Source organism: Enterobacter sp. 5-4 (assembly GCF_000612205.1).
Lineage (GTDB): Bacteria > Pseudomonadota > Gammaproteobacteria > Enterobacterales > Enterobacteriaceae > Enterobacter > Enterobacter roggenkampii.
Genome location: NZ_JFHW01000026.1, coordinates 378,847 through 405,334 on the forward strand (window position 1 = coordinate 378,847; position 26,488 = coordinate 405,334).

Sequence of the window (26,488 nt, forward strand, 5' to 3'; positions counted from 1 at the left end):
ATCGTTGTCCTTATTTAGCTATTGTTTAAAAGTCAGTTGAATTACTTTGTAGACCGGAAACCTGAATAGTGGAGATCCTTCCGGTTTTACGATCGGTCACGTTCAGCTGAAGCTGTCCATCGGTGTTGGCGATATCAACGATAAAATCGTTGGTCACCATCCGGCCGGGTTTGCCGGTATTAATGTTGGTCAGTAACCCGCCTAAAATCTGCGACTGGATAGCCTGAGTGAAGTTGTCCAGTGCGGATGGGGTATCAACGCTAAAATCCTTTAAGCTTGGGTCCTTATAGGAGTTTTGCGCCTGCGCTTCATTCAGCAGAAAGGCGCCGTTGTTAGGGTTACCGCCAAAGTTAGGGTTACGGAACTGAAACGTCATATTTCCGGCCCAGCTTATAGGTGTTATTAGCATTATCGAAACAACTGCATATGCAATACGCATGACAGCCTCCGCATATCGGTTCGCTAGAACTCGTCTTTAGCTAAATCGCTGGTGCTTAATAGGGCTTTATCTATTTGCAGGCGATTAATAGCGTCTTCTGATTGGGCCAGTGCCAGGGCTACGTTTTTATCGAAGTCCATTTTAGTGGGGAATAAAAACGTTTGATAAATAACGTACTGATTGGTCGTTATTGTTATCCAACTTCCCCATCGTGCACTGGGCCGCTCGTTGATTGTTATATTTCCGGTATAAGTACTGTCCCATTTGTCACTGAAGGCTCGATAAAAACTGTGCCCGACCGATGAGACAGTGTGGTCTGTTAACAATCCGGGAACTTCGACCTCGACGGCCTTCAGATTCCCGGCAGCGAGCAGGAAACTCGCTGCGGCGATCCAACTCAACGTGCGCTTCATGTGATTAACGCCTGAGGTTATCGTTTGCCCACGAAACCGCCTGAGTTCGGTTTTTTACAGCTATCTTCTTGAAAAGATTATAAAGGTGAGTCTTTACCGTATTTTCGCTGATAAATAACGAACGGGCGATTTCAATATTTGAAGCACCAATGCGTAACTTATTCAGGATCTCTTTCTCACGGTGCGTGAGCAGTGCTGACTCTGAGCTGTTATAGCGATAATTTCCGGAGTGCGTGATGAGGTAGCTGGCCAGCTTTTGCGAAAAATAACACTCTCCGCGCAATATGCCTTGCAGACCCTCAACTACCCGGTCTTCTTCTTCCGTGACGTAGAACACGCCATTGATATGCGGCCAGCTTTCAATATCCCTGAAAGGATATTCATCAGGCGTATTCAATAATAGCACGCAGATATTATTGTTTTTCCTGCTTAAAATATCTTGCCAGTAATGGATGAGCTTTTTATCAGCTTCCATCATATCGAACAGAATGATGCTGCCAGGTGCAATATCATCAAAAGAACGTTGAATATTATGCAATTTCCCGTTCAGTGATAAACATTGCTTTAAATGTTGTAATAACGCTGTCGCTTGCAAAGAAGGTTTTGTGATCAACAGTAATGTATGACCATGTAAACTATGGACTTCATTATACATGATGAAACCCCACTTTTTTTTGGCACCTGGCAGCTGTCCTCCTGTTTAATAGAGGACACCAGAAGTACTGACAGATGTTGCACTGCTGTGTGTAGAATCAGACCATAACCTCAACGGGGAGGTAAATATAAAACCAATTTCGTACATCTAATTTCAATCTAGCTTTTACGAAGTTTAAAGCAAGTGTTAAACATGTAACCGAATGTAAAAATCAATATTAATTTGTGAAAATCACTTGTGATGAATGGCGATAAATGATGAGAAAGTTGTACATCTAAATAGAGATGCACAGTTTTTAAAAATCATACAAATATTTGTATCTCATTGATTATTATATATATTTATTATTTTATGCGAACGATAAAACAGTATGAGGTACAGATTATTTCTAAGCCCATAAATGCGCGGTTGTCTGGCTTAAGAAAACGGGCTTCGTGTCACGACTGTGAAAAAGTGTCCTTCTGCCGTTACGTTTAAACAACGCGAGAAGACGCGTGGACAGCCTTCGCCTCGTTGTACAACCTGATTGTTGGACAGGGGAAATAAAAAATATAAGCTGGCCTGAGGAAAGTGATTTTTGTCGTAAATTACGACTTTGTGGTGATCCGAAAAATAAAAATAAGCCGCGCGGGTGAGATATTTAAAATGTTTCAGCGGACATACTCTTCACCGTAACGACGCGTTAACACAATATGCATCGTTTTTACAAGTAACACGGTTATAGGTTATGGCGTGATTAAATAACCAGGTCCAGGGTGACAACATGAAATACACATCGTTATTTATGGTGTTTACATTACTGGGTGCGCCTGGATTTGTAACCGCAGCGAATTCAGATTTAGCCAATGCTGAATATAATTTTGCGGTTAACGAATTAAGTCTTTCATCACTCAATCAGGCAGCCATTATTGGTCAACAGGGTGTTTTTAATGACGCTCAGGTTCGCCAGGAAGGTTCAAAACTCTTGTCCATTGTTTCACAGGATGGGGCGGGCAACAGAGCAAGAGTTGATCAATCAGGGAGTTACAATATAGCCTGGATCGATCAGAGCGGTACCGCGAATGATGCAGGTATTACGCAAGAGGGATACGGTAATAGCGCGAAAATTATCCAGAAAGGGTCGGGTAATAGAGCAAATATTACGCAGTACGGTACGCAGAAAACCGCAGTTGTAGTGCAGAAACAGTCGCAAATGGCGATTAACGTTATTCAACATTAGCGCATTCGCGACGATTTTAATCAATCCGATGGGGGTTTACCATGAAATTTCTCAAAGTGGCAGCGCTTGCAGCAATCGTAGTTTCTGGTAGTGCTATGGCGGGTTCTATTAATCAGGGCGGCTGGGGTCATGGGCATGGTCATGGCGGATACAGTGGCCCAAATTCAACCCTGAATATTTATCAGGACGGTGGCGGTAACTCCGCGGTTGCTCTGCAGACAGACGCCAGAAATTCCGTGCTGAATATTACCCAGAAAGGTGGCGGTAACGGCGCTGACGTTGGTCAGGGTTCTGATGACAGTAAAATCAACCTGACCCAGAAAGGATTTGGCAACAGTGCAACACTGGATCAGTGGAACAGCAAAAAATCTGTTATGAACGTTAGCCAGTCCGGCGGCTTTAACGGCGCCCTCGTCGACCAGACTGCCTCTAACTCTACTGTCAACGTTACCCAGATTGGCTTTGGTAACCACGCGACAGCTCATCAGTACTGATACTGAAATCTGTGCTACAAAAAAACAGGGCTGATGCCCTGTTTTTTTTCGGGAGTTCATCATGAATACCTTAATTCTTCTTGCCGCGCTTTCCAGCCAGATAACTTTCAAAACGTCGCAGCAGGAAAATATGACCACCATTATTCCTCAGGTCACCCTGGCGCAGCCGTGTGATTGTCAGGTTCAGATTGTTTCCGTTCGGGAAGGGCAGGGGGGACAAAGTTCGTCCCGACAGCAAAATACCCTTTTTATACCCGCTAATCAGACGATTGATTTAATGCGCCTGAGTTTAAATATTAATGCGGGAGACACGGTAAAAATCGTTGTCACCGTTTCAGACGGTAAATCGCTTCATTTATCACAGCAGTGGTCGCCAGCGGAACGTTCGCTTTAATCATTCATGAAATCAATGTGTTGCGAATGTGGCGGGTCTGTGCCGTTGAGCTATGCTGATATCAGGGATCAGGTCATTATGTTCCTTAACGTGAGACTTCGTTTGTCATAATGAAGTGCGTTTACCCCTCAAGGACGATTTTCATTGAGGAGTACCGATAATGAACCACTCTTTCGCTCGACTCGTGACGGGTCTGGGCCTGATTGTTTCTGTTTTTAGCCTCCCGGTTTATTCGGCTACCATTGTGAACGGTGGCGTTATTCATTTTCGCGGTGCCATTGTTGCAGACCCCTGTGACGTTACGCCGCAGCAGAGACAGTTTGCTATGTCCTGTCCGGATAATAATCGTATGCAAACGCGCATGGTCAGTTATGAAGAGGCGCTTAATGGCAAAGTGTCCGATTCAGATCTGGTGTCGCTCCGCATGAAATACCTTAACCCTGAAAAAACGCTCGCGGTTGTCGAAATCCAGTATCGATAGCGTTCTCTCTTCCGCTTTGTGCGGAAGAGGATTTTTTCTGATAGTTTTTTCTCCCGGGCAGCCCTGCGATACACTTAATAAAAAGGCGGGTTGCAGAGGGGCTTTATGAAACCGCAAATTGAAGTTATTCATGGTGATATTACGACCATGCACGTCGACGTCATCGTCAATGCGGCCAATCCCTCCCTGATGGGGGGAGGCGGTGTGGACGGGGCTATCCACCGGGCTGCAGGACCGCAGCTGCTGGAAGCCTGCAAAACCGTACGGCAACAGCAGGGCGAATGTCCTCCCGGCCATGCGGTCATTACGCTTGCGGGCGATCTGCCTGCCAAAGCGGTGATCCACGCCGTAGGGCCTGTCTGGCACGGTGGCGATCGGCACGAGGCGAGTATTCTGGAAGAGGCTTACCGGAACTGTCTGCGGCTGGCTGCCGACAACGGCTATAAAACAATGGCATTCCCGGCCATCAGTACCGGGGTGTATGGCTATCCTAAGGCGGCTGCCGCTACGATCGCCGTCGACACCGTTTACCGCTATCTGTCGCTAAAGCCGATGCCTGAGAAAGTTATCTTTGTCTGTTTCGATGAAGAAACCACCCACCTTTATCAACGGTTGCTGACCCAGCGCGGGCAGGAACTGGAGACCTGAAGCAAACGCGGCGCACTGAGTGCGCCGCGGTTGTTTATGAGGCTTTTACCTGAGGTTTTCCTGAGAAGAGGAAACGCAGAAGCGGGATCCGCAGGTGGATTTCATAGAGCACGATCGCAATCCCCACGACAAACACCAGACCGGTAAAGAAACCCAGCGTGTTAGAGGCGATATGCGGGGTGATGTAAGCCCCGAAGAAGAGCGTGAGCGGGTGATGCACCAGATAAATAAACAGCGACGCATTCACGAAGTAGGTCACGCGGCTGGACTTAAAGTTCAGCAGGCGGTGGCCGAGCGCGAATACTACGTTCACCATCCATAAACCCAGCAGCATGGTGATCACGCTTTCCGTTTCGTACATCCAGGCGTCACCGCTCCCGTAGCGCTGGTTCAGCAGATAGGCCGCGAACGCGATGGCCGCACCCACAGCACACCACGGTGACGGGGTAGTAAACAGCGCTTTCAGCTTCGGGTAAATAAACGCCAGCGCGCCGATTAAAAAGAACGGAATGTAGAAAAGGGACTGCATCACCACAAAATTAAACAGGCCGTCGCTCAGTATCGGTGGATAGACGATAAACAGGATGCGTCTCACCGCGGCGTAAGCGATACCCAACAGCAAGAAGAGCACCGACAGTTTGCCCAGCGTAACGGTGGCGAAAAAGGCGTCAGCTCTCGAACTCAGGTGGTGACGCAGGCGGCTGAAAATGAACAGGCTCACCGTAGTGAGCACCACAAGGACCAGCAGGAACCACAGGTGAGACACCAGCTCCCAGACCAGCGTATTGTACTTTTCATACAGCGACAGATTCGGCCAGTTTTCCGCTTTGCCTTTGACGTACTGCAGCATAATGAACTGAGGCAGCGTCAGTAGCGGAATCGCGGTCAGCATGGGGATCCCCACGCGCTCGACGCGCACCTTCCACCAGCGTTTAAGCGGGTATCGCAGAAACAGCATGTAAGAGAAATAGCCGGAGATGACAAAAAACACCTGCATACGGAAGGCGTGAATAAAGTCATTAAACAGCGTCAGCCACCAGGAGGGCATCTGGCTATTCACATGCCAGGTGTGGCTGGAGTAAATCAGTGATATGTGAAAAGGGATCCCCAATAGCATCAGCCATGCCCGGATCGAGTCGAGGAAATATTCACGTTCTGTTGGTGTTGTGCTCATATAACGTTGTGCATTCTCAGACTTTTCGTCTTATCCCTAAGACTCATAATGGTTACATTCGAAAGCAACCCTACACCAAGACCGACACCCTGTCTCCAGGATAAGCACGCAAAGTGAATAATGGGTTCTTTCATTTGCTTAAACCATGAGCCAGCAGCTGAACAAAGCAGTGATAATGTTGTCGGATTGCCTGAGTTTCCATTAAAATGGATCGGATCGATATAAGCACACAAAGGGGGAAGTGCTTACTTATTATGAAACATAAACCACAGATGATGAAAATGCGTTGGTTAGGTGCTGCAGTGGTGTTATCACTGTATACCTCATCGGCACTGGCCTTTAACATCGACGATGTCGCAAAACAGGCAAAATCGATGGCTGGCAAGAGCTACGAAGCGCCGAAAAGTAACTTGCCCTCCGTTTTCCGCGATATGAAATATGCGGACTATCAGCAGATCCAGTTCAATCACGACAAAGCCTACTGGAGCAACATCAAGACCCCGTTCAAGCTTGAGTTTTATCATCAGGGTATGTATTTCGACACGCCTGTTGCCATCAACGAAGTGACGGCCACAGCGGTACGTAAGATCAAATACAGCCCGGATTACTTCAATTTTGGCAATGTGCAACACGATAAAGATACGGTGAAAGACCTGGGCTTCGCAGGCTTTAAGGTGCTTTACCCGATCAACAGCAAAGATAAAAACGACGAAATCGTCAGCATGCTGGGTGCCAGCTATTTCCGCGTGATTGGCGCGGGGCAGGTATACGGGCTTTCTGCGCGCGGATTGGCGATTGATACCGCGCTGCCATCAGGTGAAGAATTCCCACGTTTCCGTGAGTTCTGGATTGAACGTCCAAAACCAACGGATAAACGTCTGACCATTTACGCGCTGCTGGATTCACCGCGTGCGACCGGCGCCTATCGCTTTGTGATTATGCCGGGTCGTGACACCGTGGTTGACGTGCAGTCCAAGGTTTACCTGCGTGATAAAGTGGGCAAACTGGGCGTTGCACCACTGACCAGCATGTTCCTGTTTGGGCCGAACCAGCCGTCTCCGGCCACTAACTTCCGCCCGGAACTGCACGACTCCAACGGTCTGTCTATTCATGCCGGTAACGGAGAGTGGATCTGGCGTCCGCTGAACAACCCGAAACATCTGGCGGTGAGCAGCTTCGCGATGGAAAACCCGCAAGGTTTTGGCCTGCTACAGCGTGGCCGTCAGTTCTCCCGCTTTGAAGATTTGGACGACCGCTATGACCAGCGTCCAAGCGCCTGGGTCACGCCAAACGGTGACTGGGGTAAAGGTAAGGTTGAGCTGGTTGAGATTCCAACCAACGACGAAACCAACGATAACATCGTGGCTTACTGGACGCCGGATCAGCTGCCGGAAGCCGGTAAAGAGATGAACTTCAAGTACACCATCACCTTCAGCCGCGACGAAGATAAGCTGCATGCGCCGGATAACGCGTATGTGATGCAGACTCGCCGTTCAACGGGTGATGTGAAGCAGTCTAATCTTATCCGTCAGCCTGACGGTACCGTGGCCTTTGTCGTGGACTTTACAGGCCAGGATATGAAGAAACTGTCACCGGACACCGCCGTTGCCGCTCAGGCCAGCATCGGTGATAACGGTGAAATCGTTGAAAATACCGTGCGTTACAACCCGGTAACCAAAGGCTGGCGTCTGACCCTGCGCGTGAAAGTGAAAGATCCGAAACAGACCACTGAAATGCGTGCTGCGCTGGTCAGTAACGATCAGCCGCTGAGTGAAACCTGGAGCTATCAGCTACCTGCCAATGAATAATACATCTGAATATATTGATGCCATGCCGCTGACGGATATCGAAAAAGCGGCACTGCCTAAGAGCGACATCCGCGCGGTTCACACCGCGCTGGATGGTGAACATCGTCAGTTTTCCCGTGATGATGATACGCCGCTGGGGTCAGTAAAGGCACGTCTGGAGCAGGCCTGGCCGGACTCGCTGGCAGAAGGGCAGTTGATTAAAGACGACGAAGGGCGCGATCAGCTTCAGGCGATGCCGAAGGCCACGCGTTCCTCAATGTTCCCCGATCCGTGGCGCACCAACCCGGTGGGCCGCTTCTGGGATCGCCTGCGCGGGCGTGATGTGACGCCGCGCTATCTGTCACGCCTGACGAAAGAAGAGCAGGCTTCCGAACAGAAATGGCGTACCGTGGGGACCATCCGTCGCTACATCCTGCTGCTGCTGACGCTGGCGCAGACGGTCGTCGCGACCTGGTATATGAAAACCATCCTGCCGTATCAGGGCTGGGCGTTCATCAACCCGATGGACATGATGGGCCAGGATCTCTGGGTCTCCTTCATGCAGCTGCTGCCGTATATCCTGCAGAGCGGCATCCTTCTGCTGTTCGCGGTTCTCTTCTGCTGGGTCTCGGCCGGTTTCTGGACCGCGCTGATGGGCTTCCTGCAGCTGCTGATGGGGCGTGACAAATACAGCATTTCGGCGTCAACGGTCGGGGATGAACCCCTCAATCCTGAGCACCGTACCGCGCTGATTATGCCTATCTGTAACGAAGACGTTGACCGCGTGTTTGCGGGCCTGCGTGCCACCTGGGAGTCCGTGAAGGCGACCGGCAACGCGGAGCATTTCGACGTTTACATCCTGAGCGACAGTTACAACCCGGATATCTGCGTGGCAGAACAAAAAGCGTGGATGGAGCTGATTGCAGAAGTGCAGGGCGAAGGGCAGATCTTCTACCGCCGCCGCCGCCGTCGTGTGAAGCGTAAAAGCGGTAACATCGATGACTTCTGCCGCCGCTGGGGTAACCAGTACAGCTACATGGTGGTGCTGGATGCTGACTCCGTCATGAGCGGTGACTGCCTGAGCGGTCTGGTGCGTCTGATGGAAGCCAACCCGAACGCGGGTATCATTCAGTCTTCGCCAAAAGCGTCCGGTATGGACACGCTCTATGCGCGCTGTCAGCAGTTCGCCACCCGTGTTTACGGGCCGCTGTTCACGGCGGGCCTGCACTTCTGGCAGCTGGGTGAATCCCACTACTGGGGTCACAACGCCATCATCCGCGTGAAGCCGTTCATTGAGCACTGTGCGCTGGCGCCGCTGCCGGGCGAGGGTTCGTTTGCCGGTTCTATTCTGTCACATGACTTCGTGGAAGCGGCGCTGATGCGTCGTGCTGGCTGGGGCGTCTGGATTGCCTACGACCTGCCGGGATCGTACGAAGAGCTGCCGCCGAACCTGCTGGACGAGCTCAAGCGTGACCGCCGCTGGTGTCACGGTAACCTGATGAACTTCCGCCTGTTCCTGGTGAAAGGGATGCACCCGGTTCACCGCGCGGTGTTCCTGACGGGCGTGATGTCTTATCTCTCCGCACCGCTGTGGTTTATGTTCCTTGCGCTCTCCACAGCGCTGCAGGTCGTCCATGCCCTGACGGAGCCGCAATACTTCCTGCAGCCGCGCCAGCTGTTCCCGGTGTGGCCGCAGTGGCGTCCGGAGCTGGCGATTGCGCTGTTTGCCTCCACCATGGTGCTGCTGTTCCTGCCTAAGCTGCTCAGCATTATCCTGATCTGGTGCAAAGGCTCGAAAGAGTACGGCGGTTTCTTCCGCGTGACCCTTTCACTGCTGCTGGAAGTGCTGTTCTCCGTGCTGCTGGCACCGGTGCGTATGCTGTTCCACACCGTGTTCGTGGTCAGTGCGTTCCTGGGCTGGGAAGTGGTCTGGAACTCACCGCAGCGTGATGACGACTCCACGCCGTGGAGCGAAGCCTTTATGCGCCATGGTTCTCAGCTGCTGCTGGGTCTGGTGTGGGCGGCAGGGATGGCGTGGCTGGATCTGCGCTTCCTGTTCTGGCTGGCGCCGATTGTCTTCTCGCTGATCCTGTCGCCGTTTGTCTCCGTCATCTCCAGCCGTTCGACGGTGGGGCTGCGGACCAAACGCTGGAAGCTGTTCCTGATCCCGGAAGAGTATTCCCCGCCGCAGGTGCTGGTAGACACCGATCGTTATCTCGAGCAGAACCGCAATCGCACGCTGGATGACGGCTTTATGCACGCCGTGTTTAACCCGTCATTCAACGCCCTGGCGACGGCAATGGCGACGGCGCGTCACCGTGCCAGCCAGGTGCTGGAGATTGCCCGCGATCGTCACGTTGAGCAGGCGCTGAACGAGACCCCGGAAAAACTCAACCGTGACCGTCGTCTGGTCCTGTTGAGCGACCCGGTTACGATGGCGCGTCTTCACTACCGCGTATGGTCCGCTCCGGAGAGATACTCTTCGTGGGTAAACTACTATAAAGAACTGAAGCTGAACCCGCTGGCGTTGAAGGCGAAGTAAGTGGTTAAGTAGAGCGGGTAAGCGAAGCGCCTCCCGCCAACTAAAATACCGGCATAATCGCCGGTATTTTTTTAGAGGTTACTCATGAGAATCATCATCGTCGTTCTGATGGCATGCCTGCTCAGCGGCTGCGGCAGCATCATCAGCCGCACCATTCCAGGGCAGGGCCACGGGAATCAGTATTACCCGGGTGTGAAATGGGATCTCCGAGACTCCGCATGGCGCTACCTCACCGTGCTGGATCTGCCATTCTCGCTAATTTTCGACACGCTGCTGCTGCCGATCGATGCCAGCCACGGCCCTTACGAGTAGCGTAAATTAACGCTCGTCCCACTCATCGGCTGCGGTTTGACCTTCTTCCGTATCCAGCGGTGGCTCGAGCTGAAATTCGCCCTCATCCCACTCGTGCAATGTGTTCTCTTCCAGCCATTCCTGCCGCAGTTCGATTTCATCATAGTCGCCATCAAAGACGGCCTGCGCACCTTCACCGCTCAGGACCGGCAGGCATTCCCCTTCTTCACCTTCATCGGCAAAGAATTCGGCCTGCCACATAATATCCCCATCCTGCAGAACGTATTTCTGGATATTAAGTTGTTGCACGTCAGCATCTTCTTCTTCAACGCCGGGGTTGTCGGCGAGGAACTCTTCACGAGCGGCATCAATAGCTTCTTCCAGCGTGGCGTACATGGTCATTGGTGTCTCCCTGTTTTCCAGAAGGTTTCAGGGAAAGAATAGCTTAATATCCGATTCTGCAAGTATGAATGCGAAAATAAGCGTCAGGCGTTCGTCTTATTCCGCCACTGGCCGTAGCGCGCGGGATAAACTGAACCACGAATAAATTGCATTAAACAGTACCACGCCCGCCGTCACGATAAAGACGGCGCGAAAACCGAAGCTGGCGGAGATGCTCGCCCCGAGAAGCGGTCCGGTGACGTTACCGATGTCGCGAAATGACTGGTTATAGCTGAAGATCCGCCCGGCAATCTGGTTCGTGGAGTTGTAAACCAGCAGGGTCTGTACGGCGGGCAGCAACGCCCCGTCTGCGGCACCAAGCAAAAAGCGAAGTAAGCCCAGCTGCCACGGAGAGTGCACCATCGACATGGGGATCAGCAGCAGGACGGAGATCACCAGCGCACTGATCAGAATTTTTTCCGGACCGACGCGGTCCCCCAGTTTCCCCAGCCTCGGCGCGCTAAGCAGCGCCGCCACCCCGGGCACGGACGCAATCAGCCCGCTAATAAACGCGATATTGCTGACGTTGCCCGCCAGATCGCGGATGTACAGCGTGAGGATAGGGGCAATCGATCCGGTTGCGACCTGAATAATCAGGGTCGTCACGAACAGGCTCAGCACCAGTCTGGGATTTTTAAGCGAGGTCAGCACCTCCCTGGCGTGTAGCATCTCTTTCTTCGCAACGGGCGTGAAGTTTTCCCGAATACAGAGCAGGGTGACAACAAAGCACAGGAACAGCACGCAGGCGGTGATAAAGAACACCGGACGCAGGCCATAGCTATCGGCCATGAGTCCGCCGGCCAGTGGCCCCAGCAGGGCACCGCTTACGCCGCCGGTTGAGAGCGTACCCAGCGCCCAGCCGCTCTTATGGCGAGGAATTTGCGTGGCAATCAGGGCATTGGCATTGGGAATAAATCCTCCCAGCAAACCCAGCAACGCGCGCAAAATCAGGAACTGCCAGACGTTCTGCGCCACGCCCATCAACGCCATGATAATGGCCATCCCCAGCGCTGAGCGCAGCAGCATGATTTTACGCCCCTTGCGGTCGGCAAGGCCGCCCCAGAAGGGCGAGGCTATCGCGGAGAACAGGAACGTGATGCTGAATACCAGGCCGGACCACATATTGAGCGCGCTATGGCCCGTCACGCCCAGCTGTTCAACATAGAGCGGCAGAAAAGGCATGACCAGGCTAAACGCCGCGCCGGTGAGAAAACAGCCAAGCCACGCAACCGTGAGGTTACGCTTCCAGTTTATGGGGGCATCTGAAGGTGACATAACAATCCGCATAATGAGGTGCTGAGCACCTGAAGCAAGAAGTAATAAGCCTGCTAATTATGCGCCTGGGTTATGATTGCCGCAATGAGGGGGAGCTTTTAAAGCTAAAACAGGATGCGACCCTGAGGATCGCATCCTGAAAATCAATAGCGGGACGGCGTGCCTTTTGGCCGCGTTTTAAAGCGGCGGTGCAACCACATGTACTGCTCGGGTGCGAGCATGATGCATTTCTCTACGATACCGTTCATCCAGCGCGCGGTGGTTTCTGCATCGTCAAGCGGCGGCGCGAGTTCCGGTTCCAGCATCATCAACTCGTAGCCCGAACCGTCAGGCTTGCGGCGGGGAACAAAGGGTACGATGGCGGCTTTGGACATCCGCGCCAGCATCCAGGTACCGGTGGTTGTGGCGGCCTCTTCAACGGCGAAGAAGGGGACAAAAACGCTGGCCTGTGGGCCATAGTCGTGGTCGGGGGCATACCAGACCACTTCGCCGGATTTCAGCGCACGGATCATTCCCTTCAGATCTTTACGGTCGATCATGCTTTTGTTGGAACGCATGCGGCCGTTGGTCTGGATTAAATCGATGACTGGGTTATCGTTAGGGCGATAAACGCCAATGCCGGGCGCCTGCATGCCGAACATACGCGCCCCGATTTCCAGCGTCAGAAAATGGACGCCGATCAGCAGAACGCCCGTCTGGTTGGCCTGAAGCGTATGTACAGGATCCATGCCGGTTCCCGTTACCTCGCTCCAGCGAGCCATGCGTTTGTCCGGCCAGAACCACGCCATGCCGGTTTCCATAAGGCCCATCCCAACGGATTCGAAGTTCTTCGCGACCATATTGTGACGCTCTGAGTCGCTCATCTGCGGAAAACACAGCTCAAGGTTGCGGTATGCGATTCTGGCGCGACGCTTCATAAACAGTTGTGCGAAACGGCCCAGAAATTTACCCAACCGAAAAATAACAGGGTAGGGAAGCTGTACCAGAAGCCATAAAAAGCCGATGCCAAGCCAGGTCAACCAATAGCGGGGATGCAAAAGGGCGGCAGTAAATTTTGGTAACTGGGTCATGTCTTTCCTGTGTTCAAACGTCCTGTTTCGCTAGTGTCTCATTTTTTGAGGCGTAGCCAAAATATCTGCTTTCGAAGCGTGCACGAATACAGCAATTGTTAATCCTGATTAATCAGGGTGTGTGAAATGTAGCGTAAATTGTGTGGATGTAAATTGGTTTTGTTTGCTATATGATGCCGACCGATTTTTCATTCTCTCTAACGACTCCAGGACTGTACACCATGCCAGTGTTACACAACCGCGTTTCGAACGAGATGTTAAAAGCGCGTATGTTGGCTGAAACCGAACCGCGCACAACCATCTCATTCTATAAATACTTCACGATCGACGATCCGCAGGCAACCCGAGATGCGCTTTATCAGGCGTTCACGGCGCTGAACGTCTTCGGCCGCGTCTACCTTGCCCGTGAAGGCATCAACGCGCAGATTAGCGTACCGGAAAGCAAAGTCAGCGCCTTCCGCGACGTACTTTATCAATTTGACCCGGCCCTTAACGGCTTACGCCTGAACATTGCCCTTGATGATGACGGGAAATCCTTCTGGGTGCTGCGCATGAAGGTGCGTGAACGCATCGTGGCGGACGGTATCGACGATCCTGAGTTTAACCCGGCGGACGTCGGTGAATACCTGAAGGCGGCGGAAGTGAATGCGATGCTGGACGATCCGGATGCCGTGTTCATCGATATGCGTAACCACTATGAGTATGAAGTGGGGCATTTCGAGAATGCGATGGAGATTCCGGCGGATACCTTCCGCGAGCAGTTGCCGAAAGCGGTTGAGATGATGCAGGAGCATAAAGATAAAAAGATCGTTATGTACTGCACCGGCGGTATCCGCTGTGAGAAAGCCAGCGCGTGGATGAAGCACAACGGCTTCAATAAAGTCTGGCACATTGAAGGCGGCATTATTGAGTACGCTCGCCGCGCCCGTGAACAGGGGCTGCCGGTACGCTTTATCGGGAAAAACTTTGTCTTTGACGAGCGTATGGGTGAACGTATTTCGGATGACGTCATCGCCCAGTGCCACCAGTGCGGCGCGCCGTGCGATACCCACACCAACTGCAAAAACGACGGTTGTCATCTGCTGTTCATTCAGTGCCCGGCCTGTGCTGAGAAGTTTAACGGTTGCTGTAGCGAGCTGTGCAGTGAAGAGAGCATCCTGCCGGAAGAAGAGCAGCGTCGCCGTCGCGCAGGACGTGAAAACGGCAACAAGATTTTCAATAAATCTCGCGGTCGTCTGAATACCAAACTGGGTATCCCTGACCCGGAATGATAATAACGCCCGGCACGTTGAAAGCCTGCCGGGCGACGTTATTAGGATTTCTGCTGTACACCTTCAACGGAAATAATCAGCTCCACGTCCTGAGACGCCGGGCCTAAATCCGTTGTGATATTAAAATCTTTCAGGTGAATTTTCCCTGCCGCTTCGAAGCCTGCGCGTTTACCGCCCCACGGATCGTCACCCTGGCCCAGTAATTTCGCATCAAGCGTGACCGGTTTGGTTACGCCGTTAAGCGTCAGGTTGCCGGTAATATTCAGCTTATCACCCTCTTTCTTCACCTCAGTAGAAGTGAAGGTCGCCTGCGGGAATTTCGCGACGTTGAGGAATTCCCCACTGCGCAGGTGTTTATCGCGCTCTGCGTGGTTCGTGTCGACGCTGTTCGTATTAATGGTCACATTGACTTTATCGGCTGCGGGATTTTTTTCGTCAAAGGTGAATGTGCCGTCAAAATCCTTAAAGGTGCCGTACAGCCAGCTATATCCCAGGTGCTGAATACGGAAATTGACGAAAGCGTGCTGGCCCTCTTTATCTATTTTATAATCCGCCGCCACGGCGGAGCCGGCGGTGAATAACAGAGAACCCAGTGCGATACCCAGCAGGTGTTTTTTCATTTTATGCTCCAGAGTCAACTGACGAGCGGCCAAGCATGCGCTTTAGCGTATCGTCTTTATCAATAAAATGGTGTTTGAGGGCGGCAAGCCCATGCAGCACGGACAGAATCACCACGCTCCAGGCGAGCCAGAGGTGAACAACCCCCGCCGTGTCGGCCTGAGCGCCGGCATCGCTAAGGGTTGCCGGAACCTCGAACAGGCCAAAAACGTTAATCGGCTTACCGTCAGCCGTCGAAATAAGATAGCCGCTAATCAGGATGGCAAACAGCAGCGCATAAAGGGCAATATGCGCGGCGACTGCACTGACGCGGGTAAATTTGCTGTGAGTCTTTTGCGCGCCGGGCGGTGGGGAAATGTGCCGCCAGATCACGCGGAAAACCAGACCCAGCATCAGCAGGACACCAATACTTTTATGCAATTCCGGCGCCTGGTGATACCAGCCATCGTAATAGCTGAGCGTGACCATCCAGAGTCCAAGTCCAAACATACCGTAGACGGCAAGAGCAAATATCCAGTGCAAACCTATGGATATTATTCCATAGCGCCGGGAGGAGTTACGCCATTGCATCAGAATGTCCATTTTCAAATTAACCGGAAAGTAAAAATGAACGGGAAGGCGGGATATTGCAACTGAAATAATTGGCTATTGATTTTTATTTTATTTATTTCAGCAATTTTGAAAAGGATCGCTAGCGCTAATTCAATCTCTTCGTGCAAGATGAAATTATAAGTTTCAATAAAGATAAAGTAATGTCAATTATTGTCAGTCTGGGTTTTCAGTAAAATACAATGTAAACAAAATCAATAATGGCCAGCAGCGCCCACAATAAGAGATAGAGCATAAAATGCTCGCGAATATTATTCATCAGAAAGCTAACGATCTTGCGCATAACGCCCCAACATGCGGTGTGAATGAAGCGGGCCCCGTGACCTCCGGAGCCCGTGCGGATTATCCGTTAAAACGCGAGAGGGAGAAGGGCGTCAGATCAAACTGCGGCGCAATGCCCTGGGCAAACTGCGCGGCGATTTCACCCAGAACGGAAGCAAACTTAAAGCCGTGGCCGCTCAGTCCGGTGATGAGCAGGGTGTTGTCATGCCCCGGCAGCGTATCAATGATAAAGTCTTCATCCGGCGTATTGTCGTAGGTACAGGCCGCGCCATACAGCAAGCCGCCAATGCCCGGAAGAATAGTGCGCAGGAACGAGAAGGCCTCTGAACCATCCTGTGGGAAGGCGCCGAAAGGTTTACGCTCTTCAGGGGAGGAGATCGCCTGGCCGCCGTTGTGTTTACCGATTTTCAGCGCGTCTTTTTCTGACGGGAAGCCGTAGAACTGGTCGCCGTTGGGTAATTCGCCGGTGAAGGCCGGGAATTTATTCTGGGCGCTGTAACGGCCATCCGACTGGAACCAGGAGAAGACCTTGCGCACCGGCTGGATCGGCAGATCGGGCAGCAGGCGGGTAACCCAGGTACCTGCGCTGACCAGCAGGCGGGACGCTGAATAATCGCCGTCAATAGTGGTGACCGTGACGCCATTATCATCATGGGTGATGGCCTCTACCGGACAGTTGAATAGCTGCGCGCAGCCTGCCTTCGCAGCAAGCTCGATCCAGGTTTTGATCGCCGTTTCGCAATGGAGCACCCCGGAGTGGGCTTCAAAGAGGCCAATATAATCGTCCGGGACGGTAATTTCGGGCCAGCGTGCGGTAATGCCCGTCGCGTCCAGCTTCTCAACGTCCAGATTAAACGCTTTCGCGCTGCGTTCGACGCCAGCGAGAAACGCAGAATGTGCCGGACCCAGGTTGATGACGCCCGTACGTTCGAAAATACGATCTTCGGTCTGTTTCGCCAGTTCATCCCACAGCGTCTGGGCGCGAAGCACCAGCGGAACGTAGCGTTCACCTTCACCGTACGCATGGCGGATGAGGCGGGTATCGCCATGATGGCTGCCTTCCGCATGAGGAGGCAGATGGCTATCGATCATCAGAACCTTCAGACCTGCCTGTGTTGCGTAATAGCCTGCGGCAGATCCTACGGAGCCGCTGCCAATAATGATTAAGTCGTATCTCATATGCATCTCATAAACTGATGTTTTGTTAGCAGAGTAATTAACAACGCGGGGTTAGACAAGGGAGAAATAAATAAGGCACCGCGAGGGTGCCTGTAGAGAGAAAAGTGGGCATAAGCTTAGTGCCGTTTATACTCATTTTCCTGGTAGTCGCCAGATTCTATTTTTGCAATACCTGCTTCTAAAATAGAAATAAACTGACGGGCGACGTCTGTTGTTAGCCACAGCGTCTGTCCAACTTCCGCTTCTTCACGGTTGAGTTGATTTGGGGTCTGGTAGTGCAAACGCAGCATCAGCGCATCGTAGCTATCTACGGTACTGATATCCCAGCCAACAAGTGGGTGGGTCTGGATGACTTCACTATTCTTTTCCATTATAACCCCCTTAATGCGTGTTAGAAGACAACGGCTTTGAGGTTCAATGCATGTTTTTCTGAAAGCAACTTCAGTATACCAAGTAATAAGGGTTCCGAAGGGAAAAATAAACAGGTGGCAACACATTTTTCTGCTTTTTAGGATTGTTCGAACAATAAAACACCATCTCGTTCACGATTTTTAAAGAAGATGCCGAATTATTTTGAACTTACAGGATTATGAGGCAAAAAAAAGCCGGGGCGACCCGGCAAAAAAACACAATGAGGGAGCAGTGTTAATCCGTGATGAACCAGTCGTCAGCGCTTTCCCACGTTTCCTGGAGAATTTCGCTGATGCGATCTTTATCTTCTTTTGCGGCGCCAATGACGGAGAGGTTGTTCGCCGCGGCGTAACGCACCGTGACGGCACCCGCGTTGTCGGGAAAGGTGTTGTTAATACGACGGGATAATTCGCCTGCCAGTGCATCAAGCGCGCCGGCAGGCAGAACGGTAGTTTTGGCTATGGTGACTTCAATACGCATAAATGCCCCCTGTGTAATATACTGTTTATTTATACAGGTATATTATCAGTTTGACAACAAGGGGCACTGATTTTTTAACGTTTTACCGTCCAGCTTACGGTTTCACCCGCCAGGAAGGGAATCAGCGTGTCGTCCGTCAGCGCAATGGACTCCTCAACGTGGCTCGCTTTACGCTCCAGTTCGATGAAGGTGTCGTTGACCGGCAGGCCGTAGAAGCGCGGGCCGTTAAGGGAGCAGAACGCTTCGAAATGTTCCAGCGCGTTCATCTCTTCAAACACGGTTGCGTAGCTGGCAAGCGCCGTTGGGGCGTTGAAGCAGCCCGCGCAGCCGCAGCTTGCCTCTTTACGATGGCGGGCGTGAGGCGCGGAATCGGTACCGAGGAACGCGCGGGAGAACCCGCTGGCGACCAGCTCGCGCAGCGCCTGCTGGTGGATGTTGCGCTTAAGAATAGGCAGGCAGTAGAGGTGAGGGCGCACCCCGCCCACCAGCATGTGGTTACGGTTAAACATCAGGTGCTGTGGCGTAATGGTGGCGGCGATAAGATCGTTGCCGTCACGCACGTACTCTGCCGCGTCTTTGGTGGTGATATGCTCGAAGACCACCTTCAGCGCCGGCAGGCGCTGGCGCAAAGGCTCCATCACGGTCTCGATAAAACGGGCTTCGCGGTCGAAAATGTCAATCTCGGCATGCGTTACTTCGCCGTGAACCAGCAGCGGCATACCCAGTTTCTGCATGCGTTCCAGCACCGGCATAATGGCATCAATGCTGGTGACGCCGTGGCTGGAGTTGGTGGTGGCATTCGCCGGGTAGAGTTTCGCTGCCGTAAAGACGCCTTCGTTAAATCCGCGCTCCACTTCGTTCGGATCCAGTGAATCGGTCAGATAGCAGGTCATCAACGGGGTAAAATCGTGTCCCGCAGGAACGGCGTCGAGAATGCGCTGGCGATAGGCTATCGCGGTATCGACGGTGGTGACTGGTGGCACCAGGTTAGGCATGACAATCGCGCGGCCATAAATTTCGCTGGTATAAGGCACGACGGTTTTCAGCATATCGCCATCACGCAGATGGATATGCCAGTCGTCAGGGCGGCGGATTTTAAGAACCTGGGGTTGTGCAGTCATGGAAGCTCCGGCTTGTCAGGAATCAGTCATAAGGATGGCTGTTTTTGCCGGACACAAATCATAAGCGGAAACGTTTTCGTTTGCACACTTTTCCGTGAAAAAAAAGGGCGCCGCAGCGCCCTTCAGGTTAATCGGTGAAAGGAATGATAATTTCGCCCGGTTTCACCTCTATACCTTTTGCATATTTTTTCGCCAGAGCTTCACCCTTGCTTTTGTCTTCACTTAAGACGTACGCGGGCTGCTGGTTAAAGTAATTCCGCAGCGACTGATTCAGATAGGGCATCAGGGTTTGCAGAACTGGCGCCATCTTGTCCGGAGACACCTTCGCGTCGACCACTTCCATCTCCTGCAGGAAAATCGCCCCTTTCTCTTTGTTGAAAACAGGCAGTGCCTTCAGCTTGAGCTGGATGTTGGCTTTCTGATTGCCAAAGAGGGAGGACATATCGAGGTCCGCATCACCGGCCAGGGTGACTTTGTTTGGCTCTTCACGTCCGATTTGACTGGTGAGGTTTGTGAGCACGATATGCGCATCGGCAAGACCCGGTACGCCAATGTCTTTCGAGAAATTGTTATGTTTTTCCAGCGCCTGATTAATTTCCTGTTCACTGACGGTGTATTGCGTGAGCTGGTTACAGCCAACCAGCAGGCCGCTGACAATCAATGCCGCGGCTAAGACAATTTTCTTCATAGTGTTCCTCAACGAAAAATCGGCGCTTCTGTCCTGTTACGCCAGTATGTCAGCGTGAATGGGCAGAAACCAGCAGAAAAAACTGAGAAGTGGGGCGGGAAGGGCTCCCGCCCGAGGGAAAGGCTACGCGCCAGGCTCGAGCATGCCGCTCGCGCTGCGTTTCTGGCTGAACTGCCACCACAGGGCGAGTAGCGTCATAAAGCCCACCACGCCCAGCATCATCCACGGAAGTTCAGGTTGATTTAACGCTTTGCCAGCATCAAACAACCAGCCGCCGCCGGCGTAACCTAATGCCCCGCCAAGCGCCAGCCCCAGTCGGCTGAACCCCATATAGCTGCCGCGTGCACGCGCATCCGCAAGCGAGGCGCTTAGCGTTTCGCGGGCAGGCTCGGCGATGATCGAGCCAATATAGAACGTGCAAATCAACGTAAACAGCTGCTGGAGCGTGTTCACCAGGCCGATCGGCATCATGCTCAGCGTCATCAGGAACAGTCCGGCCATCAGGCGATGCTCCAGGCGAAAACGCCGCTCGCTCCAGCGGGCAATCGGATAGAGGAGCGTTAACGACAGGCAGGCTTCGATGGCGTACATCCATTTCACCGCCGCAGGGGTACCTGCAATGTCGTTAACCATGATCGGCAGCATCAGCATGACCTGCACGGCCAGCATGTAATATCCCGTCAGGGTCAACACATAGGTGACAAAACGTTTGTCGCGCAGAACGCGGCCCAGCCCTTCCCGAACCGGCGCTTTCACCGTCGACAGTTTCCACGCCGGCAGGAACAGGCCATTAAACAGCGCGCACAGCATAAAGAGCACCGCCCCAGCCGCGCAGACCAGACGGAAATCATACTGCAGCAGCCAGCTTCCCAGCAGGGCGCCGATAACCGCCCCGGCGCTGTCCTGCATCATCAGAATCGAGAAGAAACGGCCGCGGTGCTGCGGGCGAATCAGCTTTACCACCAGCGCGGTGCGGGGCGGATCGAACAGCGTGCCCCCGATACCGGAGAGGAAACAGGAGAACCAGAGCAGCCAGGGCTCCTGGGCGACCGCCATCGTGGCAAACCCTGCCGCGCGCAGCAGCATACCGGTGACGATCATCGGTTTCGCGCCAAAGCGGTCGGCGATGGCCCCGCCAAAGACGCCCAGGCCCTGCTGGACAAACTGGCGTAGCCCCAGGGCAATGCCGACCATTAATGCCGCCCAGCCCATCTGATCGACAAAGCGGATCGAAATAAGCGGAAAAACGACAAAAAAGCCGAGCACGACCAGCATGTTATCGACGAGCAGGAAATATTTACCCAGGCTCCTGGCCTGTGATACGCGGGACATTTTCCCTCCAGGGAAAATAAGATGGTGAGCACGCTAACATTCTGCGGTGTCGCCGCGTTTTTTCCCACCCCTGCACGTGACAATATTTTTTTATCAAAAGGGTGCTTTGATAGAGAGTTCTCATCGAAAAATGTGAAAAGAGGTGAAAATGGTATGTCACTGTTTTCACAGACGGCGCAGGCGCAGGTATAGTAAAGCTAATGGGCAAGCTGAAGTGACGGGAAGGAGTGGTATCGATGTTTGGCTATCGCAGTAATGTGCCAAAAGTGCGTCTGACAACGGACAGGCTGGTCGTTCGTCTGGTGCATGAGCGTGATGCCTGGCGTCTGGCGGATTATTACGCCGAGAATCGCCAGTTTTTAAAACCCTGGGAACCCGTTCGGGATGAGAGCCATTGTTACCCTTCCGGCTGGCAGGCGCGCCTCAGCATGATTACGGAATTTCACAAGCAGGGCAGCGCGTTTTATTTCGCGCTGCTGGATCCTGAAGAGAAAGAGATTATCGGGATCGCCAATTTTTCAAACGTGGTGCGGGGATCGTTTCACGCCTGCTATCTGGGCTACTCCATCGGCCAGAAGTGGCAGGGGCAGGGGCTGATGTACGAGGCGCTGACGGTAGCGATCCGCTATATGCAACGCACCCAGCACATTCATCGCATTATGGCGAACTATATGCCGCATAACCAGCGCAGCGGAAATCTGCTGGCGCGTTTAGGGTTCGAGAAAGAGGGTTACGCCAAAGACTATCTGCTGATAGACGGAGAGTGGCGCGACCACGTTCTGACGGCATTAACCACCCGGGACTGGACTGCAGGTCGTTAAGGAGAAAAGATGAAGTATCAGCTAAACGGTACAGAAGCGCGCGTGATTGGGTGCTTACTCGAAAAACAGGTCACCACGCCGGAGCAGTATCCGCTGTCCGTCAACGCCGTGACCATGGCCTGCAACCAGAAGACCAACCGCGAGCCGGTGATGAACCTCAGCGAGCATGAGGTTCAGGACGTGCTGGATGCGCTGGTCAAACGCCACTATCTGCGCACCGTCAGCGGCTTCGGCAACCGCGTGACCAAATACGAACAGCGCTTCTGTAACTCCGAATTCGGTGACCTGAAGCTGAGCAGTGCGGAAGTGGCGGTCATCACCACGCTGCTGCTGCGCGGAGCGCAGACGCCGGGAGAACTGCGCACGCGCGCTTCCCGTATGCATGAGTTCAGCGACATGCAGGAGGTCGAGCAAACTCTGGAAGGGCTGGCCGCGCGTGAAGACGGTCCTTACGTGGTGCGTCTGGCGCGCGAGCCGGGCAAGCGTGAAAGCCGCTATATGCACCTGTTCAGCGGTGACGTTGATAGTTCAGTTAAATCCAGTGCAACCGACATAACGGCCGTAGATGATGATTTGGTTGCCCGCGTAGCGGCGCTGGAAGAAGAGGTTGCCGGGCTGAAACAGCGTCTGGATGCCCTGCTGGCACATTTGGGAGACTGACGGTGAAAAAATTACGCATTGGCGTAGTAGGGCTGGGCGGTATTGCACAAAAAGCCTGGCTGCCGGTTCTTGGGGCAGCGACGGACTGGACGCTGCAAGGGGCATGGTCACCCACGCGCGAGAAGGCCGAGCGGATCTGCGAAACCTGGCGTATGCCGTATGCGGCATCGCTTCAGGATCTGGCCCGCGAGTGCGATGCGGTCTTTGTGCATACCTCAACGTCTACCCACTATCAGGTCGTGAGCGAGCTGCTCAATGCGGGCGTTCACGTTTGCGTGGATAAACCGCTGGCGGAAAATGTTCCGGACGCGGAACGCCTGATTAAACTGGCGGCGCGTAAAAAACTGACGCTGATGGTCGGCTTTAACCGCCGCTTCGCGCCCCTTTACCAGCAGCTTAAGGCACAGTCGGGCACGCTTGCCTCGCTGCGGATGGATAAACACCGCACGGACAGCATCGGGCCAAACGATCTGCGCTTCACGCTGCTGGATGATTATCTCCACGTTGTGGATACGGCGCTGTGGCTCGCCGGTAGCAACGCGCAGCTGCAAAGTGGCACGCTGCTCACGAACGAGCAGGGTGAAATGGTCTATGCAGAACACCATTTCGCGATTGACCATCTGCAGGTAACTACCAGCATGCATCGTCGTGCCGGCAGCCAGCGAGAATGCGTCCAGGCCGTCACCGACGGGGCGTTGTACGACATTACCGACATGCGTGAATGGCGGGAAGAGAAGGGCAACGGCGTGATGACGCTCCCCGCGCCTGGCTGGCAGAGCACGCTTGAACAGCGCGGTTTTGCCGGTTGCGCCCGCCACTTCATCACCTGCGTGAAAAATCAGACGGTTCCTGAAACGTCCGGTGAGCAGGCCATCATGGCGCAGCGCATTGTGGAAAGGCTCTGGCGCGAGGCCATGAGTGAATAACTCGCTGTAACATCTGCGGATAGTAATTCGTTGAAATCCGGGTAGACTAAGCGCCGCTTGTAGGCTTTGCCGGGTGGCGCTTACGCTTGCCCGTCCTGGAAATCCGTATGGTTCTGGAAATTCACGTTAATGAACTTATTAAAATCGCTGGCGGCCGTCAGCTCGATGACCATGTTTTCCCGCGTGCTGGGTTTTGCGCGCGACGCCATTGTGGCAAGGGTATTTGGTGCAGGGATGGCCACGGACGCCTTTTTCGTCGCGTTCAAATTACCGAACCTGCTGCGTCGTATTTTTGCGGAGGGGGCGTTTTCTCAGGCATTCGTCCCGATCCTGGCGGAATATAAAAGCAAGCAGGGCGAGGACGCCACGCGCGTCTTTGTGTCTTATGTCTCCGGCCTGCTGACGCTGGCGCTGGCGGTGGTGACCGTCCTCGGGATGCTGGCCGCGCCCTGGGTGATTATGGTGACCGCGCCCGGCTTTGCCGATACGGCCGACAAGTTTGCCCTGACCTCGCAGCTGTTGCGCATTACTTTCCCCTATATTCTGCTGATCTCGCTGGCCTCGCTGGTGGGGGCGATCCTCAATACCTGGAACCGCTTCTCTGTACCGGCGTTTGCGCCGACGTTTCTTAACGTCAGCATGATCGGCTTTGCCCTGTTCGCCGCCCCGCACTTCAACCCGCCGGTGCTGGCGCTGGCCTGGGCGGTCACCGTCGGCGGCTTGCTGCAGCTGGCGTATCAGCTGCCGCACCTGAAAAAAATCGGCATGCTGGTGCTGCCGCGCATCAACCTCAAAGATGCCGGGGCGATGCGCGTCATCAAGCAGATGGGGCCCGCCATTCTCGGCGTCTCCGTCAGCCAGATCTCGCTGATTATCAACACCATCTTTGCCTCGTTCCTGGTGTCCGGCTCGGTTTCCTGGATGTACTATGCCGACCGCCTGATGGAGTTTCCGTCCGGGGTGCTGGGCGTGGCGCTGGGGACCATCCTGCTGCCGTCGCTGTCGAAAAGTTTTGCCAGCGGCAATCATGATGAGTATTGCCGCCTGATGGACTGGGGCCTGCGTCTCTGCTTCCTGCTGGCCCTGCCAAGCGCGGTGGCGCTGGGTATTCTGGCCAAACCGCTGACGGTGTCGCTCTTCCAGTACGGGAAATTCACCGCCTTCGATGCCGCCATGACCCAGCGCGCGCTGATTGCCTACTCGGTGGGACTGATGGGGCTGATCGTGGTGAAAGTGCTGGCGCCGGGCTTTTACTCGCGTCAGGACATCAAAACGCCGGTAAAAATTGCCATCGTGACGCTGATTATGACGCAGCTGATGAACCTGGCGTTTATTGGTCCGCTGAAACATGCCGGCCTGTCATTATCGATTGGTCTCGCGGCCTGTCTGAATGCCGGCCTGCTGTACTGGCAGCTGCGCAAGCAGGATATTTTCACGCCGCAGCCGGGTTGGGGCAGTTTCCTGGTGCGTCTGATCGTTGCGGTACTGGTGATGTCTGCCGCGCTGCTTGGCATGATGCACGTGATGCCGGAGTGGTCCCTGGGCACGATGCCTTATCGCCTGATGCGCCTGATGGCCGTGGTGTGCGTTGGTGTGGTGGCGTACTTTGCCACGCTCGCGGTGCTGGGTTTCAAAGTCAAAGAGTTTGCCCGCCGGACGGCATAAACGCCAAAAGGGGAGTTCACCTCATGGTGCTCCCCACTGCATGATGAGTCGCTTAAGCGTCAAATCGAAATCTTTTTCACACCTGCAATACGCGCCGTCGCCGTCTGACCATCCGCACCGTACAGTCCGGTTTCTTTATGCGGTTTCAACACCTCAAGCGCCTGCTGATTACGCTCAATCTGTCCTTCCAGTAGCCAGCCGTTATGCTGGTTAAGATCGCGCAGGTGCTGAGTTTTTTCGGTAATGGTCTGCCAGCGCTCAATAATATCGTCATTGGCGCTGCGCTTAGGATCTTGCTCAGCGCGTCGCTGCTGCTCCAGATAATCCAGCGTTGCCAGAAGCGAACTTTTGTCTTCAGTAATACGCTGCAGCGCGCTGCCGTTGATGTGACCGGAAGAGAGATGCTGCTGTTCAGCGTCCATTACCGTTTTCAGGTCGTTCAGGACAACCGTCATTTGATCCAGTATTTCTGACAGTCGACTCATACGGTTAGTTACTCTGTAAGAAACTCTGTGCTTCCTGAATCAGGGCGTCAGCGATCTTGCTGGTATCCATTTTCAGCTCACCGTTACGAATAGCCGTTTTCAGCGCTTCAACACGTTCCATATTGATATCGTTGCTGCCCGGCTGCATCAGTTTTGCCTGCGCGTCGCTCAGGGTCACGCTGGTGCTGTTGGACGTTGACGGTTTCTCCAGACGCGTTTTCTGCGCCGTTGCGTCATTCGTTTCGCGAGGTTGTACAGCGCTTACCGGCTTCAGGGCTGATGTACGATCAATGCTCATAGTGTTGTCCTCATCGAGGGTTCGCGGCGTTTGCGCCTGACATCATCATTAGTGGAATATTTATCGGCACGCGCCGCGAAATCTTTAAAAAGATTATAGGTTAATCAGAATATTCCCATCAGCATCGACGGTTCCGCTCACCACCTGGCCTGAGGACATTCTGACGCGGGCGTTTTGCGCCACCGCGGCATTGTTCAACGCTTTCCCTTCACTGTTGATGCTAAAGCCATCTCCGTTGGCCACCACCATCACCTGTTGGCCTGCTTTTACCCGCCATGCCTGACGCAGCATGGAGATCTGTATCGGCTGGCCTGGCGCG

At 53.5% G+C, this 26,488-nt stretch carries 32 protein-coding genes; 13 read left to right on the plus strand and 19 right to left on the minus strand.

Annotation, left to right across the window (positions count from 1 at the left end; genetic code table 11):
• Positions 1–25: 25 nt before the first annotated feature.
• The 3 genes from csgF to csgD are packed head-to-tail and all read right to left on the minus strand — an operon-like array spanning position 26 to position 1,507.
• The gene (gene csgF / locus AA74_RS0118540) at positions 26–439 is read right to left on the minus strand and encodes a curli production assembly/transport protein CsgF (protein ID WP_008500846.1); all 414 of its coding nucleotides are present in this window, start codon (positions 437–439) and stop codon (positions 26–28) included.
• A 23-nt stretch (positions 440–462) separates the two neighbouring features.
• Complete coding sequence (gene csgE, locus AA74_RS0118545; protein WP_021240791.1) at positions 463–852, minus strand: curli production assembly/transport protein CsgE; 390 nt, start codon at positions 850–852, stop codon at positions 463–465.
• Positions 853–856: 4 nt separating this feature from the next.
• Positions 857–1,507: a biofilm master transcriptional regulator CsgD gene (csgD, locus tag AA74_RS0118550; RefSeq protein ID WP_025912993.1), complete on the minus strand. Its 651-nt coding sequence runs from the start codon at positions 1,505–1,507 to the stop codon at positions 857–859.
• A 763-nt stretch (positions 1,508–2,270) separates the two neighbouring features.
• Here csgD and csgB point away from each other — a divergent pair.
• The 5 genes from csgB to ymdB all read left to right on the plus strand — a co-directional run bounded on the left by csgB (position 2,271) and on the right by ymdB (position 4,743).
• Positions 2,271–2,726, plus strand: coding sequence for a curli minor subunit CsgB (gene csgB / locus AA74_RS0118555; protein WP_008500843.1), 456 nt, complete (start codon positions 2,271–2,273; stop codon positions 2,724–2,726).
• Between the two features lie 41 nt (positions 2,727–2,767).
• Entirely contained in the window at positions 2,768–3,220 is a 453-nt protein-coding gene (gene csgA / locus AA74_RS0118560; RefSeq protein WP_008500842.1) for a curli major subunit CsgA, read from the plus strand.
• Positions 3,221–3,281: 61 nt separating this feature from the next.
• Positions 3,282–3,614, plus strand: coding sequence for a curli assembly chaperone CsgC (csgC, locus tag AA74_RS0118565; RefSeq protein WP_023343744.1), 333 nt, complete (start codon positions 3,282–3,284; stop codon positions 3,612–3,614).
• 160 nt (positions 3,615–3,774) lie between these two features.
• On the plus strand, positions 3,775–4,095 hold the full coding sequence (locus AA74_RS0118570; protein ID WP_025912994.1) for a type 1 fimbrial protein: 321 nt from the start codon (positions 3,775–3,777) through the stop codon (positions 4,093–4,095).
• A 105-nt stretch (positions 4,096–4,200) separates the two neighbouring features.
• Entirely contained in the window at positions 4,201–4,743 is a 543-nt protein-coding gene (ymdB, locus tag AA74_RS0118575) for an O-acetyl-ADP-ribose deacetylase (protein WP_023327094.1), read from the plus strand.
• A gap of 34 nt (positions 4,744–4,777) precedes the next feature.
• Here the strand turns inward: ymdB and mdoC are convergent, their stop codons facing one another.
• Positions 4,778–5,917, minus strand: coding sequence for a glucans biosynthesis protein MdoC (gene mdoC / locus AA74_RS0118580; RefSeq protein ID WP_008500838.1), 1,140 nt, complete (start codon positions 5,915–5,917; stop codon positions 4,778–4,780).
• A gap of 254 nt (positions 5,918–6,171) precedes the next feature.
• On the opposite strand from mdoC, the gene mdoG reads away from it, so the two are divergent.
• From mdoG to AA74_RS0118595, 3 genes are all read left to right on the plus strand, one after another.
• Positions 6,172–7,725: a glucans biosynthesis protein MdoG gene (mdoG, locus tag AA74_RS0118585; RefSeq protein ID WP_021240787.1), complete on the plus strand. Its 1,554-nt coding sequence runs from the start codon at positions 6,172–6,174 to the stop codon at positions 7,723–7,725.
• Entirely contained in the window at positions 7,718–10,246 is a 2,529-nt protein-coding gene (mdoH, locus tag AA74_RS0118590) for a glucans biosynthesis glucosyltransferase MdoH (protein ID WP_021240786.1), read from the plus strand. The genes mdoG and mdoH overlap by 8 nt, the downstream gene beginning before the upstream one ends.
• A gap of 84 nt (positions 10,247–10,330) precedes the next feature.
• Positions 10,331–10,558 carry a YceK/YidQ family lipoprotein gene (locus AA74_RS0118595; RefSeq protein ID WP_008500835.1) on the plus strand — a complete coding sequence of 76 codons (228 nt, stop codon included), beginning with the start codon at positions 10,331–10,333 and terminating at the stop codon, positions 10,556–10,558.
• A gap of 6 nt (positions 10,559–10,564) precedes the next feature.
• Here AA74_RS0118595 and AA74_RS0118600 read toward each other — a convergent pair whose 3' ends face one another.
• From AA74_RS0118600 to AA74_RS0118610, 3 genes are all read right to left on the minus strand, one after another.
• A complete protein-coding gene (locus AA74_RS0118600; protein ID WP_008500834.1) occupies positions 10,565–10,939 on the minus strand; it encodes a MysB family protein in 375 nt (124 codons plus the stop codon).
• A gap of 96 nt (positions 10,940–11,035) precedes the next feature.
• Entirely contained in the window at positions 11,036–12,253 is a 1,218-nt protein-coding gene (gene mdtG, locus AA74_RS0118605) for a multidrug efflux MFS transporter MdtG (RefSeq protein ID WP_025912995.1), read from the minus strand.
• A gap of 143 nt (positions 12,254–12,396) precedes the next feature.
• Complete coding sequence (locus AA74_RS0118610; protein ID WP_008500832.1) at positions 12,397–13,323, minus strand: Kdo(2)-lipid IV(A) acyltransferase; 927 nt, start codon at positions 13,321–13,323, stop codon at positions 12,397–12,399.
• 221 nt (positions 13,324–13,544) lie between these two features.
• On the opposite strand from AA74_RS0118610, the gene AA74_RS0118615 reads away from it, so the two are divergent.
• The gene (locus tag AA74_RS0118615; protein ID WP_008500831.1) at positions 13,545–14,594 is read left to right on the plus strand and encodes a rhodanese-related sulfurtransferase; all 1,050 of its coding nucleotides are present in this window, start codon (positions 13,545–13,547) and stop codon (positions 14,592–14,594) included.
• 41 nt (positions 14,595–14,635) lie between these two features.
• On the opposite strand, the gene AA74_RS0118620 is transcribed toward AA74_RS0118615, so the two are convergent.
• The 9 genes from AA74_RS0118620 to mdtH form a co-directional block, all read right to left on the minus strand.
• Positions 14,636–15,214 (minus strand): YceI family protein, encoded by a 579-nt coding sequence (locus AA74_RS0118620; RefSeq protein ID WP_008500830.1) that lies wholly within the window; start codon positions 15,212–15,214, stop codon positions 14,636–14,638.
• A 1-nt stretch (position 15,215) separates the two neighbouring features.
• Entirely contained in the window at positions 15,216–15,782 is a 567-nt protein-coding gene (locus AA74_RS0118625; protein ID WP_023292797.1) for a cytochrome b, read from the minus strand.
• A 208-nt stretch (positions 15,783–15,990) separates the two neighbouring features.
• On the minus strand, positions 15,991–16,104 hold the full coding sequence (locus AA74_RS01000000122320; protein ID WP_021240776.1) for a DUF2770 family protein: 114 nt from the start codon (positions 16,102–16,104) through the stop codon (positions 15,991–15,993).
• Between the two features lie 59 nt (positions 16,105–16,163).
• Positions 16,164–17,282: an N-methyl-L-tryptophan oxidase gene (solA, locus tag AA74_RS0118635; protein ID WP_008500828.1), complete on the minus strand. Its 1,119-nt coding sequence runs from the start codon at positions 17,280–17,282 to the stop codon at positions 16,164–16,166.
• A gap of 116 nt (positions 17,283–17,398) precedes the next feature.
• Positions 17,399–17,653 carry a biofilm formation regulator BssS gene (gene bssS / locus AA74_RS0118640; RefSeq protein ID WP_008500827.1) on the minus strand — a complete coding sequence of 85 codons (255 nt, stop codon included), beginning with the start codon at positions 17,651–17,653 and terminating at the stop codon, positions 17,399–17,401.
• A 274-nt stretch (positions 17,654–17,927) separates the two neighbouring features.
• Positions 17,928–18,173, minus strand: coding sequence for a DNA damage-inducible protein I (dinI, locus tag AA74_RS0118645; protein WP_008500826.1), 246 nt, complete (start codon positions 18,171–18,173; stop codon positions 17,928–17,930).
• Between the two features lie 74 nt (positions 18,174–18,247).
• Complete coding sequence (pyrC, locus tag AA74_RS0118650; protein ID WP_025912996.1) at positions 18,248–19,294, minus strand: dihydroorotase; 1,047 nt, start codon at positions 19,292–19,294, stop codon at positions 18,248–18,250.
• Between the two features lie 127 nt (positions 19,295–19,421).
• On the minus strand, positions 19,422–19,982 hold the full coding sequence (locus tag AA74_RS0118655) for a lipoprotein (protein ID WP_025912997.1): 561 nt from the start codon (positions 19,980–19,982) through the stop codon (positions 19,422–19,424).
• 123 nt (positions 19,983–20,105) lie between these two features.
• A complete protein-coding gene (gene mdtH, locus AA74_RS0118660) occupies positions 20,106–21,314 on the minus strand; it encodes a multidrug efflux MFS transporter MdtH (RefSeq protein WP_008500823.1) in 1,209 nt (402 codons plus the stop codon).
• Positions 21,315–21,550: 236 nt separating this feature from the next.
• On the opposite strand from mdtH, the gene rimJ reads away from it, so the two are divergent.
• The 4 genes from rimJ (at position 21,551) to murJ (ending at position 25,386) form a co-directional block, all read left to right on the plus strand.
• Positions 21,551–22,135, plus strand: a complete 585-nt coding sequence (gene rimJ, locus AA74_RS0118665; RefSeq protein WP_008500822.1) for a ribosomal protein S5-alanine N-acetyltransferase — start codon at positions 21,551–21,553, stop codon at positions 22,133–22,135.
• A 9-nt stretch (positions 22,136–22,144) separates the two neighbouring features.
• Positions 22,145–22,795, plus strand: a complete 651-nt coding sequence (locus AA74_RS0118670; RefSeq protein ID WP_025912998.1) for a YceH family protein — start codon at positions 22,145–22,147, stop codon at positions 22,793–22,795.
• A 2-nt stretch (positions 22,796–22,797) separates the two neighbouring features.
• Positions 22,798–23,721: a Gfo/Idh/MocA family protein gene (locus tag AA74_RS0118675; protein WP_025912999.1), complete on the plus strand. Its 924-nt coding sequence runs from the start codon at positions 22,798–22,800 to the stop codon at positions 23,719–23,721.
• A gap of 129 nt (positions 23,722–23,850) precedes the next feature.
• The gene (murJ, locus tag AA74_RS0118680) at positions 23,851–25,386 is read left to right on the plus strand and encodes a murein biosynthesis integral membrane protein MurJ (RefSeq protein ID WP_025913000.1); all 1,536 of its coding nucleotides are present in this window, start codon (positions 23,851–23,853) and stop codon (positions 25,384–25,386) included.
• A gap of 59 nt (positions 25,387–25,445) precedes the next feature.
• Here the strand turns inward: murJ and flgN are convergent, their stop codons facing one another.
• The 3 genes from flgN to flgA form a co-directional block, all read right to left on the minus strand.
• On the minus strand, positions 25,446–25,871 hold the full coding sequence (gene flgN / locus AA74_RS0118685) for a flagella biosynthesis chaperone FlgN (protein WP_008500818.1): 426 nt from the start codon (positions 25,869–25,871) through the stop codon (positions 25,446–25,448).
• Between the two features lie 4 nt (positions 25,872–25,875).
• On the minus strand, positions 25,876–26,169 hold the full coding sequence (gene flgM / locus AA74_RS0118690) for a flagellar biosynthesis anti-sigma factor FlgM (RefSeq protein ID WP_008500817.1): 294 nt from the start codon (positions 26,167–26,169) through the stop codon (positions 25,876–25,878).
• A gap of 93 nt (positions 26,170–26,262) precedes the next feature.
• Positions 26,263–26,488, minus strand: a 226-nt coding sequence (gene flgA, locus AA74_RS0118695) for a flagellar basal body P-ring formation chaperone FlgA (RefSeq protein ID WP_025913001.1), incomplete at its 5' end; no start/stop codon positions are given.